Here is a 17,205-nt window from a genome sequence, read left to right on the forward strand (position 1 = left end):
TTCGTTTGAGCAATCACTTTCATTTTTGCTCACTCATTACTACCATCCATCCACTGACAATCATCGCAACTGATAGCGGAACTTTTCTCAGAATATTGTATAGACCAACCCAGTCTGTTGGATTCAATGCCCATTGAATTTTCATCCATTCCAAAGCAGTGACAACAGAAACTGGGGTCCAAATGTTGTACCGCAAATATTCGTAAACTTGCCAGCCAACAACGCAAAACCCACCAACAAGCAACGCAAGTGCGGAAATGAACTTTACCAAGTCATCACTATCGGCACTCATTGCTGTTCATTTCTATTAAAACCTTTAGTGATCCAAGATATAACAACACCAACACCATAAACAAACGCTATTAAGAGAGTAGAAATGAAAGCACCCATTCCAATGAACATCAGCCACTTTTCTCTTTCATTACTGTCAAAACTCTGCTGATAGATTTTTTCAGTGATTGGGCTCTTATCGTCAGAGTACTTACGATGACTATGTATGTGATAGCAAGTGCTTCCATCAGTAGAGTACTCTGGCTCAATAAGTTTGCTGAACTCGATAGCCATATACGGAGCACACATTGGGTTCTTCATTTCCCTTTCCGTCGCCCACCTCATCTCATATCTGAATGAACTTCCTTTGTTGGATTCCGTCAAAGGAAAAATGACAGTGAAGTACAAAAAGCAAACAATGGAGCAGACAAACCAGATTCGCTGCCATCCGTTAGAAGCAATCAACCACTCTTTTACTGATTTTCGAGCCATTTTCACTAGACTTTCTTGTATCCCGTAGTGCCAGCCTCATTCAAACATTTTCCGTATTCAGCATTAGCCGTCATGCGACAGATAGCCAACAATGCTATTGTTGTCACGTAAAATTATTTTATTTGACCGCTTCTTTCTCAGCAGGTGCTCTTTCTTTTAATCCAACTTCTCTCACTCTTTATTGTGCTGCGATTATTTGAATTATTCCATTCATGGATTTCTTCTCATTGCTTCTTGACCTTCACGAGCAATCTCTTTTCGTCTTTGATTATATTCACCCCAAGTTATATTCCCCATATATAAATTCAGACTATTTTTCTCAGACAATGGCTGAACGAAATTTTTGAAATTTTCAGCCTCTCTAATTCCGTTTGGTCCAGCGGTTCGAATTACCTCATACATTTCTTTGTTGTATGCCAAAATAACTTCTTGTTGCTTTAAAAAAACAATTTTTTGTGCTTCAGTAATCTTGGAGTTATCAGCAAGTTGTGCTAACGACATGTCATTGGTATTACAAGCAGTTTTGGAATAGTATTCTCTAAATTCCTGCGACGCACATGCGGCTTTAATCTTCTCGACTACTTGTGCCACTTGTTGCTTTACTGAGTTGTTGACTGCTGTTGCTTGAGCAATTTGGCTATCTACAACTTCTTTCCTGCCAAGACTCCATCCCTTGGAAGTCATACAAGTGGAAAACACTTGATCGTTCGTGATTTGCTGGTCAATGGCACTTCCGCCGTATCTGTTAACACTTGCCATTCCCAGTCTTTGCTGTGACTGTTGAACACACGCATACCGATCAACCTCAAACTCTCCTTGCCTGGCTGTTGGCTTGTACCAAAGATTTTGAGCACAACCACTCATAATCGTCACGATAGCAACAAGTGGGAATATTTTCTTCATCATCAACATCCTGTAAGTGTCTGTTATCCATCATACACATCTCATTTTTACAATCAACCTCAAGCCTCAAGCCAATCTGTCCGCCGCCATTGTTGCCGTCAACTTGCTGTAGTGCCTTTCAATCATTACCGCAGAGTTGCCCATCTGTTTAGACAGAGTGTGTATGTCAGCCCCACCCTCCAACAGAGCCAGCGTGGCGTAGGTGTGCCGTAGGCTATACAAGGTGCGTGTTTGTCCCGCACCGTCCACCAACAAGCCACTATCTCGCATCAACTTGCGGAATGTGCCAACAAGACTATGCGGCTGATGACCATCACTAAAGCGGAACAGCAGGTGCGGCACACGCTCTGTGAATGTCGTTTCAAACGACAGTTCGCAAATGTCCTTCTGCCTCGCGTGTAGCCTACGCAGCACATCTACTGCCTTGTGCTTGGCAATCAACCAACGCCCGCCGGTTTTGCCATCTACCCACACTCGCAGATAACGCACACCATCTTTTGTGTGCCACTCCAAGTCCCGCCACCGTATGCCCATTGCCTCCGTACCGTGCCGCATACCCGTGTAAAGCAACATCTCCACATAGTCACGCAACAGCGGGCGTATCTCGCGTTCTACAGCCAGCCTGCCTTGCTGGCTCCACCCTTCCATAAACGCCAACAACTGCTCTATCTCTTCTTTGCTGAACGCTGGGCGTGTTTTGCCCTTCTCGCCTTTGCTGGTGAGTTTGGGTACTGGCACACGCTCACTGATGTAGCCACGACTTACTGCCGTTTCAATCACACGGCTCCACGCACTTGTGAAGTTGTTGAGTGTTGATGTTTTGGGACGGCGTGTCATTTGCCTATCTCGCCACAGTTCAAACTCCCGTATGTCCGTGTGCGTCAATGTCTCCAACTGACGCTCCCCAAAGTAAGGCACGAAGTAGCGTTCGATGATGCTTAGATAGTCATTCAACGCCGTCTTCTTGCCCTTCGCGTCAATCTGCTGCCGCAAGTCAACACAGCAAACGGCGGCAATTTGTGCGACAGAGTGTGTGCGGTGTGCTAAACCCAGCCTTTGTCTGTATCTGGCTTCGTCGTATATGTCGCAAGCACGGGCTATGGCGTGTTCTAAAGCCGCTTTGCCAGTCGTCTGTCTTACCCAACTGCCGTCAGCCAAACGGTAGCGGCACTGATACAGCAGACTGCGGCTGCGTCTGTACAACACAACGTCGCCGTCGCGTAGGTACAGGATGCTGGGTTGTGCTTGGGCAAGGCTGGCGATTGACACGCGGAGTTTCGTATCCCGTGTCACTGCCCCTGTATCTGTGCTGTGCGTCATAGGACAAAGCGACAGCAAAGTAAGGGAAAAGTGCCCGCAGCGTAGGGCTGTCGTTTTAAACGACGCTGCCCCAAAAGAAAAACCGCCGTTCTACAAAGTAAAACGACGGTTTCAAATGGTGGCCTGGGACGGAATCGAACCATCGACACGCGGATTTTCAATCCGCTGCTCTACCAACTGAGCTACCGGGCCGGAAGCAAAATTATAGCAGAGGAAAAAGATTGTTCTGATGTATCGAACACAAATCAGCCATTGCGTTTGCTGCGAGACAAATCCACGCCCAGTTGTTTGAGCTTTCGGTACAGGTGTGTTCGCTCCAGACCCGTTTTCTCCGCCACTTTGGTCATGGAGCCAGCTTCATGGGCCAGGTGGAATTCAAAGTAGGCTTTCTCGAAGGCATCGCGGGCCTCTCGCAAAGGTCGATCCAAATCAAAACTTTGCTGAACCTCCAACACAGCGCTGGCTATATCGTTGCCAACCAAAGCGGCTGGCATCACGCTGGTGACTTGCGTGGCCATCAAAGAGCTCACCGCCTGTTTGACTTGGTCTCTGGCCAAACCCTGCTCAACGGCTTTGAGCAGTTTTTGCAAGGTGATGGGTTTTTCCAGAAAGGCTTGAGCACCGATCTTGACCGCCTCCACCGCCGTATCGATGGTCGCGTGGCCGCTCATCATGATCACGGGCATGTTGAGCAAGCCTGCGGTCGCCCATTCTTTCAAGAGGCTCACACCATCGGTGTCCGGCATCCAGATGTCGAGCAGCACCAGGTCGGGGCGCATGCGCATGCGTGCTTCGCGCGCCCTGGCGGCATTTTCGGCAAGCTCAACTTGATGCCCTTCATCGAACAGGATTTCAGAGAGCAGATCACGGATCCCAAGCTCATCGTCAACGACCAAAATATTTGCCATATTGTCTGCGTGTCTCTGTTCAATAAGCGGGCTGATTCAATTTGCCCTTGGGTGTTTCCAGTGCGAATGATAGCGAGACTTGCGCGCCTTTGATTTCGCCGTCTTGCATCACATTGCTCAGCTCAATTTTGGCCGCATGTTCATCGGCAATTTTCTTCACCACGGCCAAGCCCAATCCAGTGCCCTTGGCCTTGGTGGTGACGTAGGGTTCAAATGCACGCTTGAGGATATTGGTCTCAAAACCTGGCCCCGTATCGGACACCGTCAAACGAACTCGGTTGCGCGAGGCATTCCATTCGGTGCGCACGCCAACGCGTGCGTCCTGCGCAAGTTCGCCTTTGGACTCGCAGGCATCCTGTGCGTTTTGCAGCAGGTTGTGGATCACTTGCCGGAGTTGCTGTTCATCGCCCAATATGGGTGGGCACGTGGGGTCAAGTTCGGTAACCACCGTGGCGCGATGGATCTGATCTGCTGGTTCATTCGCGTACAACACCATCAGATCCGCAATCAGGACATTGAGCTGGACAGGCTTCAAGTCGGCTGAAGGCAGTCGGGCATAGTCACGAAATTCATTGACCAATCGCTTCATGGCATCAACTTGGTCCACGATGGTCTTGACAGACTTGGCCAGCACAGCATCGTCTTGGGCATCGAGTTTGCCCATCAGTTTTCTCTGCAATCTTTCTGCAGACAACTGGATGGGGGTCAGCGGATTTTTGATTTCATGAGCCAAGCGCCTGGCCACCTCACCCCAAGCTTGGGCCCGCTCTGCAGACACGATTTCTGAAATGTCATCGAACACCAAAAGCCGCATGCCATCCGGCAATACCGCACCACGGGCCAACAAGGTCACCGCTGTCTCAGACAAGCCTTGGCCGGTAGCGTGAATTTCAAAAGATTTTTGCCAATGGTCCAACTCATGGGTGCCGCTGTCAGAGCGCAACATTGCAAATTGTTCAACGACGCCTTGCGCAAACCCTTCAAGGCCAGGCAAGCTGAGCAGTGACAAGCCGTTGTGCGCCGCAACCGGCACACGCAAGATGCGCGTTGCACCCGGATTGGCCGACTGAATGACACCTTGTGCATCGAACACCATGACACCGGCGGTCAAGTTGTCCAGAATCGTTTGTAAATTGCCGCGGGCTGTGTCCAGCTGAACCAGGCTGCGCTGCACATTGGAGCGGGCATCCGACAACTGTTGCGTCATGTCGGCAAACGAACGCGTCAAACCGCCGAGTTCATCGTTGCCTTGCAATGCCAGCTTGGGTGTCAAGTCGCCCGCAGCCACTTGGCGCATGCCATGCGCCAGCAACAACAAAGGTCGGGCCAACTGGTTGCCCAACACCACCGCCAGCAAGATGGCGCCGAGAACGGCTAAAAACAAGCTGAGGGTCAACGTGCCGATGTACATGCGCCTGAGGCCTTCACGCGCCAAGGCACGCTCTTGGTATTCACGGTAGGCGGACTGCACCTCCAGCGCGTTGTTAACCAGCGTCGGCGGCAAGTCCTGCGTCACTTGCAACAAGCGTCGGTCTTCATCGAAGGCCAGGCCAGATTGAGGCAACAAAACCAGTGCCTTGATGCGCCCCTTGTCGCCACCGGGGATGGCTTCGTCAAAGCCCTCCACCCATTCGATGTGGCCCTTCTGCCTGGCCTCTTTGATTTGTTGACTCGGAGGCAACTCCGGTCTGATCTGGAACCGCGACTGGCCTGCGCTGGCCACCATGCGCCCGCTGGTCGTCCACAACACCGCGTCACTGACGCCCAGCTGTTCGCGTATCTTTTCCAAGGCAACGCCAGCGCTCACATCGGCAACATCGCTCAGTTGGGCTGCTGCGACACGCGATTGTTTGGCCAGATCCGTACTCAGCGTGTCCAGTGTGGCCCGCCCCAGATTCAGGCCAGCCACCAGCGCCGCTTCAACCTTGACGTCAAACCAGCTTTCAATCGAACGTGAAACGAACTGGTAGGAAACCACATAAATCAAGACGCCGGGAATGACGCCCACCAACGCGAAGATGCCCGCCAATTTGACCAGCAACCTGGAGCCGAATTGCCCACGGCGAAGTCTGAGCAACAGCCGCACAGCCCCCCACAAGATGGTGATCAAGAGCCCGCTGGCCACGACAGCGTTGATGAGCGTGAGCCATTCGTAATTCTGGTTGTACCGCTCTCGGTTGCCTGTGGCTTGGGTCATCAAGACCAGCAAGCCCAAACCGATCACCACCATCGCCAACGCACCCAAGCCCAAAAGCCATCGGCTGGTGCGCGATGCCTGCAGCACTTGCTTTTCGGATCGACGGACAGACAAACCCACGTCAGCGCACCATGTCTGTTGTCAAACGCAATTGCCGGCTCGCCACCAAAGTCCACTCGGCCTGGTTACCTGCGGCAATCTGGAAAGGGCGTGGCAGCTGAGAGATATCCAGCCGGAAGCGGTAAGCGATGTATTGCCGGGCATCCAGATCCAATTCGGCCATTTCGGCCACTTTCCAGCCGGACTGACGTCGGATGACGCCCAGCGCTTCAGACAGGGTTTCAAAATTCTGCGAGATGCTGCCGCCCAAGCCAGCACCTGAAATGGGCTCATTCGAAACGTTCAACCGCCAACGGCGGGTGAGGGGCTGAAAAGCCAATCGGTAGTAACGTGTTGCGATGCCGATTTTTCGGTCATACCAATACCAACGGTCACGCATGACCTCAGCCTCGGCAACAAAGTGCACCGCCAAGCCTTTGACCAGTGCATCCTCAACAGCCGGACCCAACTCGAGTTTCAGCTGTGCGGTCACGTACAAAGCGGCGTCCCGGCGCTCGGCGCGCAGCTCTGTCAGCTCAGCAACCGAGGTTTGAGCCCAGGCGCATGAGGCGACAAGCAGCCAGGCCCCCAGGGCCCAGCGAGCAAGGCGCCGCAGCTCAGCTTTGGCGCTTTTCCAGCAGTGCGTAATAAAACCCATCATGTTCACCCAATGGATTGTGCTCGACTGACAGCCCACTTGGGGACTGTCCGGGTATCAAATGTCCTGGCGAAGGCTGCAATAAGGCATCGGTGTTGCGTTGAAGAAACGCTTGCACCGCCTCATCCCCCTCCGCCTTGAAAACCGAGCAAGTGCAATAAAGCATGCGCCCGCCAGACTTCAACAGAGGCCAAAGGGTTTCAAGCAAAGTGGCCTGAATTTGGGCCAATTGTCTACTGTCTGTCGGTCTGCGCAGCCATCGCACATCCGGATGCCGCCTCACGATGCCCGATGCTGTACAGGGTGCATCCAGCAAAATCGCGTCAAACAGCTCACCATCCCACCATTGTCCAGGCTGCCCAGCGTCTGCGGCCCGCACTTGGGCTCTCTGTCCCAAGCGCTGCAAGTTCTGGTGAATGCGCTCGCAACGGGATTCGTCCACATCCAGGGCCAGCACATTTGCCTGAGGATAAAGCTCCAGTAAATGTCCGGTTTTCCCCCCGGGTGCAGCACATGCGTCCAGGATTTTCCACGGCTTGGCCGTGTCCAGCCCATGCATGAGCAGGGGCGCTGCCAATTGCGCGGCGGCATCTTGAACCGACACATGGCCCGCCGAAAAACCGGGCAACAAGTGCACGGGCAGTGCCTTGCTCAATTGCAGTCCTTGCAAACCCACCACGTGAGATGACACGCCGATCGCATCCAACTGCTGCTGGTAAGCGGTCACTTGGTGTTGCTGGCTGTTGACGCGCAGCGTCATAGGGGCTGGTTTTTGGGCCATGTCCAGCAGTGACTGCCAATGGCGTGGGTGATCCGCCTGCAGACGTTCGACCCACCAGCGCGGATGATTCCATTGCGCCTGAAGGTTGCCGTTGGTCTGAGACACGCAATCATCACGCTCCCGCATGAAACGGCGCAGACAGGCATTGATGAACCCGCTTTGGGCTTGAGTTTGCCGTTGCTTGCGTGCGGCCTCAACCGTTTGGTTGACCAGGGTATGGACAGGGTACGGAGCATCCGCATCGTTCCAGCACAAGGCCAAGCCTGTACAAAGCAAGGCGTCCACCGCAGGCGGTGGTGCTTTGGAAGCCAGCAGCTCACGCAAAGCCATGGCCCGGCCCAGTTGCCTCAGCACCTGAAAACTCAAAGCCTGAACCCCTGGCCTCAGCTCATGGGGAACGCTCTCCAGTTGTGCAGTCAATGAACGGCCCTGGCGTGTGGCCTGTACGGCAGCGGCCGTTGCTTGCAGCAAACGCCACAAAGGCGGGGACTGGCCCGACGAGGTCTGTCCGGTCAATGAGGGCATGGTTGTCATGTTCAGCGTCAAGCAGCCCCCATGGACAAGTCCATGCGCATGGCGGGTTTGAAGTTCAGGCGTCCGGCCAACCAGGAGGCCGGCCGCATGGCCAGCGCATCGTTGTAAGCGGCCACAGCCACATGGTAAGGAATGAGTGCCGCAGGCAGCGTTTGCCGCATCCGGTTCAGGGCGATGTCCAGGTCAGGCTTGACCGCATCGTTGGGCGTTTGCAGCATCAGACGGATCTCTGCAAGCACCTTCAAATGCTGTGTCACCACTTGTTTTTGACTTTCACCATCCAGGGGTTGCAAACGTGCTTGAGACAAAGCCTCCAACAACTCGTCACATGCCATCTGCAAGGGCTGTAATTCATCTGCCCCCGCGTCCATCATCAATGACTGCCGCGCAGCGATACCGCCTTGCATGCGTACCAGCAAGCGAATCCAGACGGCATCGACGCTGCTCCACTGGCGAACCACCTCTGCGCGCAAACGCACCAAGCGGTTGTGCGCACCGACAGCCCAAAACAGGGTGACCGCTAGCAGCAAGCCAAAGATCAACGCGCCCATGGTTTCACCTCCGTGGAATCCTCGCCATAAAAACAGCCCCTGACCGCGATACGGTGCAGGGGCTGATCCGTGTTCACCCGATGAAAGGTGAACCCATCACTCAGGCGGCTTCGCCTGCGTCGGTGACGGCATCTTCAGCCGACTGACCGGCCAAGTCTGCAGCCTCGGCGTCGGCAATAGCGCGACGCTCGGCGTCGTCCATCGCATCCTTGACGGCACGGGCCTTGTGGTAAGCCAAACCCGTACCCGCAGGGATCAGACGACCCACGATCACGTTTTCCTTCAGACCACGCAGCTCGTCGCGCTTGCCCATGATGGCCGCTTCGGTCAACACACGTGTCGTTTCCTGGAAGGAAGCGGCCGAAATGAACGAATCGGTCGACAAAGAAGCCTTGGTGATACCCAGCAACAAGTTGCTGAATGTCGCAGGGATCTTGCCTTCACGTTGCAATGCATCGTTGGTGTTGAGCATTTCAGAACGCTCGACCTGCTCGCCGGAGATGTAGGTGGAGTCACCAATGTTCTCGACCACCACGCGACGCAGCATCTGGCGAACAATCACTTCGATGTGCTTGTCGTTGATCTTCACGCCTTGCAAGCGGTAAACATCCTGCACTTCGTCAACGATGTAACGGGCCAGCTCTTCGATGCCCAACAAACGCAAGATGTCTTGCGGATCGGCCGGACCGTCCACAATGCTCTCGCCCTTGTTGACCACTTGGCCTTCGTGCACCAGGATGTTCTTCTCTTTGGGAATCAATTCATCCCAGACCTTGCCTTCAGGGTCTGTAATCTGCAAGCGGACCTTGCCTTTGGTCTCCTTACCAAAGGACACGGTACCCGTGATCTCGGCCAACATGCCTTTGTCTTTGGGCGTACGGGCTTCGAACAGTTCGGCCACACGTGGCAAACCACCGGTGATGTCTCGGGTCTTCTGACCTTCGACCGGGATACGGGCCAGCACTTCGCCAGGGCCCACATCCATGCCGTCACGCACCTGGATCAGCGAGCCGATCTGGAAGCCGATGGTCACCGAATGGTCGGTGCCGGGGATCTTGACTTCTTTGCCTTGCGCATCGATCAGTTTGACCTGAGGGCGAATGACCTTGGCGGCGCCACGGCGCTTGGGATCAATGACCACCAGCGTAGACAAACCGGTCACTTCGTCGACCTGCTTGGCAACGGTCATGCCTTCCTCGACGTTCTCGAATTTCACCTGACCGGCGAATTCGGTGATGATCGGGCGGGTCAATGGATCCCAGTTGGCCAAGATGGTGCCAGCCTTGATGGTCTGGTCGGCCTTGATCGACAGGATCGCGCCGTAAGGCACTTTGTGACGCTCGCGCTCACGGCCATGCTCACTGATCACGATTTCACCAGAACGGGAAATCACCACCAGCTCACCTTTGGTGTTGGTCACATAACGCATCGTGGCATTGAAGCCAATGATGCCGTTGGACTTGGCTTCCACGCTGGAAGCCACAGCCGCACGCGAAGCCGCACCACCGATGTGGAACGTACGCATGGTCAGCTGGGTACCCGGCTCACCGATGGACTGCGCAGCGATCACACCGACGGCCTCGCCACCGTTGACCAGACCACCACGGCCCAGATCGCGGCCATAGCACTTGGCGCACAGACCGAAACGGGTTTCGCAAGTCAGTGCGGTGCGGACCTTGACTTCGTCAACGCCAGCGGCTTCGAGTTCGTCGATGAGGTCTTCTTCCAGCATGGTGCCGGCAGAGGCCAGCACAGCGCGGGTTTCAGGATGCAACACGTCTTCAGCAGCGGTGCGGCCCAGGATACGGTCACGCAGCGACTCGATGACTTCACCGCCTTCAACGATGGCGCGCATCAGCGAGCCGTCAGAAGTGCCGCAATCGAGTTCGGTCACGACCAAGTCTTGGGTCACGTCCACCAGACGACGGGTCAGGTAACCCGAGTTGGCGGTCTTCAAAGCCGTGTCGGCCAGACCTTTACGTGCACCGTGTGTCGAGATGAAGTACTGCAACACGTTCAGACCTTCACGGAAGTTCGCCGTGATGGGGGTTTCAATGATCGAGCCGTCGGGCTTGGCCATCAAACCACGCATACCGGCCAACTGTCGAATCTGCGCAGCAGACCCACGGGCACCGGAGTCGGCCATCATGTAAATCGAGTTGAACGATTCCTGATCGACTTCCTTGCCATGACGGTCAATGGTCTTCTCTTTGCGGAGTTGGTCCATCATCACCTTGGAGACGACGTCACCAGCTTTGCCCCAGATGTCAACGACCTTGTTGTAGCGCTCGCCAGCGGTCACCAGACCGGAGACGTATTGCTGCTCGATGTCTTTGACTTCTTTTTCAGCGGCTTCAATGATGGCGGGCTTCTCTGGCGGCACCAGCATGTCGTCGATACCGATCGAGATACCAGCGCGTGTGGCCAGACGGAAACCGTTTTGCAACAGCTTGTCAGCGAACACCACGGTCTCTTTCAAGCCGCACTTGCGGAAAGACGTGTTGATCAGCTTGGAAATTTCTTTCTTCTTCAGCGCCTTATTCAGGTTCGAGAAAGGCAGGCCCTTGGGCAAGATTTCCGACAGCAGTGCACGGCCCACGGTGGTTTCCACCATCGACACGGACGAGGTGAATTCACCGGTCGTTTTGTCTTTGGTCCACTCGGTCATGCGCACGTTGATCTTGGCAGTCAACTCGACAGCGTTGGCGTCCAGGGCGCGCTGCACTTCACCGATGTCGGAGAAGATCAGACCTTCGCCCTTGGCATTGATGCGGTCACGGGTCGCGTAGTACAAACCCAGCACCACGTCTTGCGACGGCACGATGGAAGGCTCGCCAGAAGCAGGGAACAAAATGTTGTTCGAGGCCAGCATCAAAGTGCGGGCTTCCATCTGCGCTTCGACCGACAAGGGCACGTGAACGGCCATCTGGTCACCGTCGAAGTCGGCGTTGAAGGCCGCGCAAACGAGGGGGTGCAACTGAATGGCTTTGCCTTCGATCAGCAAAGGCTCGAATGCCTGAATACCCAAACGGTGCAGCGTAGGCGCACGGTTGAGCATCACGGGGTGCTCTTTGATGACCTCTTCAAGAATGTCCCACACCACGGGGGTGCCGGCTTCAACTTCTTTCTTGGCAGCCTTGATGGTGGTCGCGATGCCCATGGCTTCGAGACGCGCAAAGATGAAAGGCTTGAACAGCTCGATGGCCATCAACTTGGGCAAACCGCACTGGTGCAGTTTGAGGGTTGGACCCACGGTAATGACGGAACGACCGGAGTAGTCGACGCGCTTACCCAGCAAGTTTTGACGGAAACGACCGCTCTTGCCTTTGATCATGTCGGCCAAAGACTTCAGGGCGCGCTTGTTGGCGCCGGTCATGGCCTTGCCGCGACGGCCGTTGTCCAGCAAGCTGTCCACGGCTTCTTGCAGCATGCGCTTTTCGTTGCGCGCAATGATCTCGGGCGCTTTCAATTCCAGCAAACGGCGCAGACGGCTGTTGCGGTTGATGACACGGCGGTACAAGTCGTTCAGATCGGAGGTCGCAAAGCGGCCGCCATCCAACGGCACCAGCGGACGCAGGTCCGGCGGCAACACGGGCAGCACTTCGAGCACCATCCAACCGGGCTTGATGCCCGACTTCTTGAAGGCTTCCAGCACTTTGAGGCGCTTGGAGTTCTTCTTGACTTTGAGTTCGGAGCCGGTCAAGTCGCCACGCAGGCGCTCGATCTCGCTTTCGATGTCAATGCCTTCGAGCAACTCGCGGATGCCTTCGGCACCCATCTTGGCCACGAATTCGTCGCCGTACTCTTTGACTTTGGCGTCGTAGTCGTCTTCAGACATGATGCCGAATTTTTTCAGCGGCGTCATGCCAGGGTCGGTCACCACATACGCTTCAAAGTACAACACACGTTCGATGTCGCGCAGCGTCATGTCGAGCACCAGGCCCAAACGCGATGGCAGCGATTTCAGGAACCAGATGTGGGCGCAAGGCGCGGCCAGGTCAATGTGACCCATGCGCTCGCGACGCACTTTGGTTTGTGTGACTTCAACGCCGCACTTCTCGCAGATCACGCCGCGGTGCTTGAGACGCTTGTACTTGCCGCACAAGCATTCGTAGTCTTTGATAGGGCCAAAAATCTTGGCACAAAACAGACCATCGCGCTCAGGCTTGAAGGTACGGTAATTGATGGTTTCTGGCTTTTTCACTTCGCCGAAAGACCACGAACGGATCTTCTCGGGCGATGCCAGGCCGATGCGGATCGCATCGAAGTGGTCATCGGGCGTGAACTGCTTGAACAGGTCGAGTAGTGATTTCATGGTTTAAATCCTTTGCCTGTGAATTAAGAACGCTCGAGCTCGATGTCAAGGCCCAGCGAACGGATTTCCTTGACCAGCACGTTGAACGATTCGGGCATGCCCGCTTCGATGGAGTGTTCGCCTTTGACGATGCTCTCGTACACCTTGGTACGGCCTTGCACGTCGTCGGACTTCACGGTGAGCATCTCTTGCAGGACGTAAGAAGCGCCATACGCTTCCAGCGCCCACACTTCCATCTCACCGAAACGCTGACCACCGAACTGCGCCTTACCACCCAGCGGCTGCTGCGTGACCAAGCTGTAAGGACCGGTCGAGCGGGCGTGCATCTTGTCGTCCACCAAGTGGTGCAGTTTCAAGAAGTGCATGTAGCCAATGGTGGTTGGACGGTCAAAGGCGTCGCCTGTGCGGCCGTCAAACAAGTTGGCTTGCGTGCGTGTGGCTGTCAGGCCCTTGGCCTTGGCCAAGTCTTCTGGGTAAGCCAGGTGCAGCATGGCGCGGATTTCTTCTTCGGCTGCACCGTCGAACACGGGGGTGGCGAACGGGAAACCTTCTTTGAGGTTGTCGGCCATGGCCAACACTTCGTCATCGCTCAACTGCGACAGGTCTTCCTTACGGCCCATGCTGTTGTACAACTGCTCGAACAGCTTGCGCAATTCGGCAATCTTTTCCATGCGCTGGGTTTCGGCCTGCAGCATGTTGCCAATGCGCTGACCGATACCTTTGCCCGCCCAACCCAAGTGGACTTCGAGCACCTGACCCACGTTCATACGTGAAGGAACGCCCAAGGGGTTCAACACGATGTCGGCAGGTGTACCGTCGGCCATGTAAGGCATGTCTTCGACAGGCACGATCTTGGAGACCACACCTTTGTTGCCGTGACGGCCGGCCATCTTGTCACCAGGCTGCAAGCGACGCTTGACGGCCAAGTAGACCTTGACCATCTTGAGCACGCCTGCGGGCAGCTCGTCGCCTTGGGTCAATTTCTTGCGCTTTTCTTCAAACGACAAGTCAAAGCTGTGGCGGGTCTGCTCCAGCGAGTTCTTGATGGACTCGAGTTGCATGGCCACGTCATCTTCGGCTGGACGGATGTCGAACCAGTGGAACTTCTCGACCGATGCCATGTAGGCCTTGTCGAGCTTGGTGCCTTTGGCCAGTTTCTGAGGGCCGCCATTGGCCACACGGCCCACGAGCAACTTCTCGATACGGTCAAATGCATCGGCTTCCACAATGCGCAGCTGGTCGTTCAAGTCCAAGCGGAAACGCTTGAGTTCGTCGTCAATGATCTGCTGAGCGCGCTTGTCACGCACGATGCCTTCACGAGTGAAGACCTGCACATCGATCACGGTACCGGAGCTACCTTGGTCAACACGCAGCGAGGTGTCTTTCACATCGCTGGCTTTTTCGCCGAAGATGGCACGCAGCAGCTTTTCTTCAGGCGTGAGGGTGGTCTCGCCCTTCGGAGTGACTTTACCGACCAGCACATCGCCAGGCTGCACTTCTGCACCCACATAAATGATGCCGGAGTCGTCCAGACGGCCCAGTTGCTGCTCGGACAAGTTGGGGATGTCGCGCGAAATTTCTTCGGCACCCAACTTGGTGTCACGGGCCATGACCACGAGTTCTTCGATGTGGATCGAGGTGTAACGGTCTTCCGACACGACACGCTCAGAGATCAAGATCGAATCTTCGAAGTTGTAACCGTTCCATGGCATGAAGGCGATCAGCATGTTCTGACCAATGGCGATTTCGCCCAAGTCGGTCGATGCACCGTCGGCAATCACGTCACCTTTGGCCAGCTTATCGCCACGCTTGACGATAGGGCGCTGATGGATGTTGGTGTTCTGGTTGGAACGCTGGTACTTGATCAGGTTGTAGATGTCCACACCCACTTCGCCGGCCAGGGCTTCAGCGTCGTTCACGCGGATCACGATGCGGGTGGCGTCGACATAGTCCACGATACCGCCGCGAGTGGCCGTGACCACAGTACCCGAGTCGACCGCTGCAACGCGCTCGATGCCGGTACCGACCATGGGCTTTTCAGGGCGCAGCACAGGCACAGCCTGACGCGACATGTTGGCACCCATCAAAGCGCGGTTGGCGTCATCGTGCTCCAAGAACGGAACAAGCGAGGCGGCCACAGACACGATCTGGGCTGGCGACACGTCCATGTACTGGATGCGCTCGGCACCGCACAGGATGGATTCACCCTTTTCACGGGCAGAGACCAAGTCACCGGTCAGCTTGCCGTCTTTGTCCAATGTGGCGTTGGCCTGGGCAATGACGTACTTGCCTTCTTCGATGGCCGACAGGTAGTCGATGTTCATCGTGACTTTACCGTCGATCACTTGGCGGTACGGGGTTTCGATGAAACCGTACTCGTTCAAGCGGGCGTACAAAGCCAGCGAGTTGATCAAACCGATGTTTGGACCTTCAGGTGTCTCGATAGGGCAAACGCGACCGTAATGGGTCACGTGCACGTCACGCACTTCAAAGCCTGCACGTTCACGGGTCAAACCACCTGGGCCAAGGGCCGATACGCGGCGCTTGTGGGTGATCTCGGCCAGAGGGTTGGTCTGGTCCATGAACTGCGACAACTGCGATGCGCCGAAGAACTCTTTCAAGGCCGCAGAAATCGGCTTGGAGTTGATCAGGTCGTGTGGCATAAGCGGCTCTTGCTCAGCTTGGCCCAAACGCTCTTTCACGGCTTTTTCGATACGTGCCAGACCGGTGCGGTATTGGTTTTCGGCCAATTCGCCCACACAACGCACGCGGCGGTTGCCCAGGTGGTCGATGTCATCGACTTCGCCATTGCCGTTGCGCAAGTCCACCAAAATCTTGACCACGGCCAAGATGTCTTCGTTGGTCAAGACCATAGGGCCTGTGGAGTCTGGACGACCCACACGGGCGTTGAACTTCATGCGGCCCACACGCGACAAGTCGTAAGTGTCAGGGTTGTAGAACAAGCGCTGGAACAGGGCTTGCACAGCATCTTCTGTTGGCGGCTCGCCGGGACGCATCATGCGGTAGATGGCCACACGCGCCGCGAACTCGTCGACGGTTTCATCGATGCGCAGGGTTTGCGAAATGTACGCACCTTGATCCAACTCGTTGGTGTAGATGCAAGGCAGGTCTTGGATGCCCGATGTGCGCAGCTTTTTCAGCAGCGCTTCGGTCAACTCTTCGTTGGCCTTGGCAATGATCTCACCAGTGTCGGCTTCCACAATACTGCGTGCGACCACGCGGCCGAGCAAGTAGTCTTCTGGCACGCTGATGTGGGTAGTGCCCGATTGCTCGAGTTCACGGGTGTGGCGCACGGTGATGCGCTTGTCTTTGGCCACCACCACTTTGCCGGACTTGTCGGTGATGTCAAAACGCGCCACTTCACCGCGCAGACGCTCGGCCACAAATTCCATTTGTGCACCGCTGTCCATCAGACGGAAGTTGTCGTTGACGAAGAAGTTCGCCAAGATCGACTCAGGGTTCAAGCCAATGGCCTTGAGCAGAATCGACACGGGCATCTTGCGACGACGGTCAACGCGGAAGTACAGGATGTCTTTCGGGTCGAATTCGAAATCCAGCCACGAACCGCGGTAAGGGATGATGCGGGCGGAAAACAGCAATTTGCCCGAGCTGTGGGTCTTGCCCTTGTCGTGTTCAAAGAACACGCCAGGTGAACGGTGCAACTGAGACACGATCACACGCTCAGTGCCGTTGATGATGAACGAGCCTTTGTCGGTCATCAGGGGCACTTCGCCCATGTAGACCTCTTGCTCTTTGACTTCCTTGACCACTTTGTTCTGTGAAGTCGAAGAGTCACGGTCGTAAATGATGAGCTGCACGCGCGCGCGCACAGCCGACGAGAAGGTCAGACCTCGCGTCTGGCATTCGCGCACATCGAACGCAGGTTTGGCCAAGTTGTACTCGACAAATTTCATCTCCACAAAACCGTTGTGGGACACGATCGGGAATGCCGACTCAAATGCGGCTTGCAGACCTTCGTGTGTGCGTTTGGATGAAACAACACCTGCTTGCAGGAAGGACGTATAAGCGTCTTTTTGCATTTGCAGCAGGTAAGGAACTTCGAGCACGCTTTCGCGGCTGCCGAAACTTTTGCGGATTCGCTTGCGTTCGGTGTATGAATAGGCCATGAGATCTCCGGGCTTGATCTTTCAGAACT

11 protein-coding genes and 1 tRNA gene are annotated in these 17,205 nt (G+C 55.3%); all 12 read right to left on the reverse strand.

The window, feature by feature from the left end:
• Window positions 1–19 precede the first annotated feature (19 nt).
• Window positions 20–292, reverse strand: a complete 273-nt coding sequence (locus B9Z37_RS05515) for a hypothetical protein (RefSeq protein ID WP_108312047.1) — start codon at window positions 290–292, stop codon at window positions 20–22.
• Window positions 289–768 carry a hypothetical protein gene (locus tag B9Z37_RS05520; protein WP_146179709.1) on the reverse strand — a complete coding sequence of 160 codons (480 nt, stop codon included), beginning with the start codon at window positions 766–768 and terminating at the stop codon, window positions 289–291. The genes B9Z37_RS05515 and B9Z37_RS05520 overlap by 4 nt, the downstream gene beginning before the upstream one ends.
• A 204-nt stretch (window positions 769–972) precedes the next feature.
• Window positions 973–1,665: a hypothetical protein gene (locus tag B9Z37_RS05525; protein WP_146179710.1), complete on the reverse strand. Its 693-nt coding sequence runs from the start codon at window positions 1,663–1,665 to the stop codon at window positions 973–975.
• Between the two features lie 66 nt (window positions 1,666–1,731).
• On the reverse strand, window positions 1,732–2,934 hold the full coding sequence (locus B9Z37_RS05530; RefSeq protein WP_240606632.1) for a tyrosine-type recombinase/integrase: 1,203 nt from the start codon (window positions 2,932–2,934) through the stop codon (window positions 1,732–1,734).
• 167 nt (window positions 2,935–3,101) lie between these two features.
• Window positions 3,102–3,177 (reverse strand) — tRNA-Phe (locus B9Z37_RS05535).
• A 53-nt stretch (window positions 3,178–3,230) separates the two neighbouring features.
• Window positions 3,231–3,893 (reverse strand): response regulator, encoded by a 663-nt coding sequence (locus B9Z37_RS05540; RefSeq protein WP_108312051.1) that lies wholly within the window; start codon window positions 3,891–3,893, stop codon window positions 3,231–3,233.
• 19 nt (window positions 3,894–3,912) lie between these two features.
• On the reverse strand, window positions 3,913–6,210 hold the full coding sequence (locus tag B9Z37_RS05545; protein ID WP_108312052.1) for a sensor histidine kinase: 2,298 nt from the start codon (window positions 6,208–6,210) through the stop codon (window positions 3,913–3,915).
• Between the two features lies 1 nt (window position 6,211).
• The gene (locus B9Z37_RS05550) at window positions 6,212–6,847 is read right to left on the reverse strand and encodes a DUF4390 domain-containing protein (protein WP_108312053.1); all 636 of its coding nucleotides are present in this window, start codon (window positions 6,845–6,847) and stop codon (window positions 6,212–6,214) included.
• A complete protein-coding gene (rsmB, locus tag B9Z37_RS05555) occupies window positions 6,807–8,162 on the reverse strand; it encodes a 16S rRNA (cytosine(967)-C(5))-methyltransferase RsmB (protein ID WP_108312054.1) in 1,356 nt (451 codons plus the stop codon). The genes B9Z37_RS05550 and rsmB overlap by 41 nt, the downstream gene beginning before the upstream one ends.
• 8 nt (window positions 8,163–8,170) lie before the next feature.
• Window positions 8,171–8,713, reverse strand: a complete 543-nt coding sequence (locus B9Z37_RS05560; RefSeq protein WP_108312055.1) for a LemA family protein — start codon at window positions 8,711–8,713, stop codon at window positions 8,171–8,173.
• A 100-nt stretch (window positions 8,714–8,813) separates the two neighbouring features.
• Window positions 8,814–13,028, reverse strand: coding sequence for a DNA-directed RNA polymerase subunit beta' (gene rpoC / locus B9Z37_RS05565; protein ID WP_108312056.1), 4,215 nt, complete (start codon window positions 13,026–13,028; stop codon window positions 8,814–8,816).
• A 23-nt stretch (window positions 13,029–13,051) separates the two neighbouring features.
• The gene (rpoB, locus tag B9Z37_RS05570; RefSeq protein WP_108312057.1) at window positions 13,052–17,176 is read right to left on the reverse strand and encodes a DNA-directed RNA polymerase subunit beta; all 4,125 of its coding nucleotides are present in this window, start codon (window positions 17,174–17,176) and stop codon (window positions 13,052–13,054) included.
• Between the last annotated feature and the right edge of the window lie 29 nt (window positions 17,177–17,205).

Origin of the sequence: Limnohabitans parvus II-B4, from assembly GCF_003063455.1 — a bacterium.
GTDB classification, from domain to species: domain Bacteria; phylum Pseudomonadota; class Gammaproteobacteria; order Burkholderiales; family Burkholderiaceae_C; genus Limnohabitans_A; species Limnohabitans_A parvus.

What these genes read in the sequence shown, in the direction of transcription:
- B9Z37_RS05515 (WP_108312047.1), bottom strand. Translation starts at nt 292, where the DNA reads ATGAGTGCCGATAGTGATGACTTGGTAAAGTTCATTTCCGCACTTGCG.
- B9Z37_RS05525 (WP_146179710.1), bottom strand. Translation starts at nt 1,665, where the DNA reads ATGAAGAAAATATTCCCACTTGTTGCTATCGTGACGATTATGAGTGGT.
- B9Z37_RS05540 (WP_108312051.1), bottom strand. Translation starts at nt 3,893, where the DNA reads ATGGCAAATATTTTGGTCGTTGACGATGAGCTTGGGATCCGTGATCTG.
- B9Z37_RS05550 (WP_108312053.1), bottom strand. Translation starts at nt 6,847, where the DNA reads ATGGGTTTTATTACGCACTGCTGGAAAAGCGCCAAAGCTGAGCTGCGG.
- rsmB (WP_108312054.1), bottom strand. Translation starts at nt 8,162, where the DNA reads ATGACAACCATGCCCTCATTGACCGGACAGACCTCGTCGGGCCAGTCC.
- B9Z37_RS05560 (WP_108312055.1), bottom strand. Translation starts at nt 8,713, where the DNA reads ATGGGCGCGTTGATCTTTGGCTTGCTGCTAGCGGTCACCCTGTTTTGG.
- rpoC (WP_108312056.1), bottom strand. Translation starts at nt 13,028, where the DNA reads ATGAAATCACTACTCGACCTGTTCAAGCAGTTCACGCCCGATGACCAC.
- rpoB (WP_108312057.1), bottom strand. Translation starts at nt 17,176, where the DNA reads ATGGCCTATTCATACACCGAACGCAAGCGAATCCGCAAAAGTTTCGGC.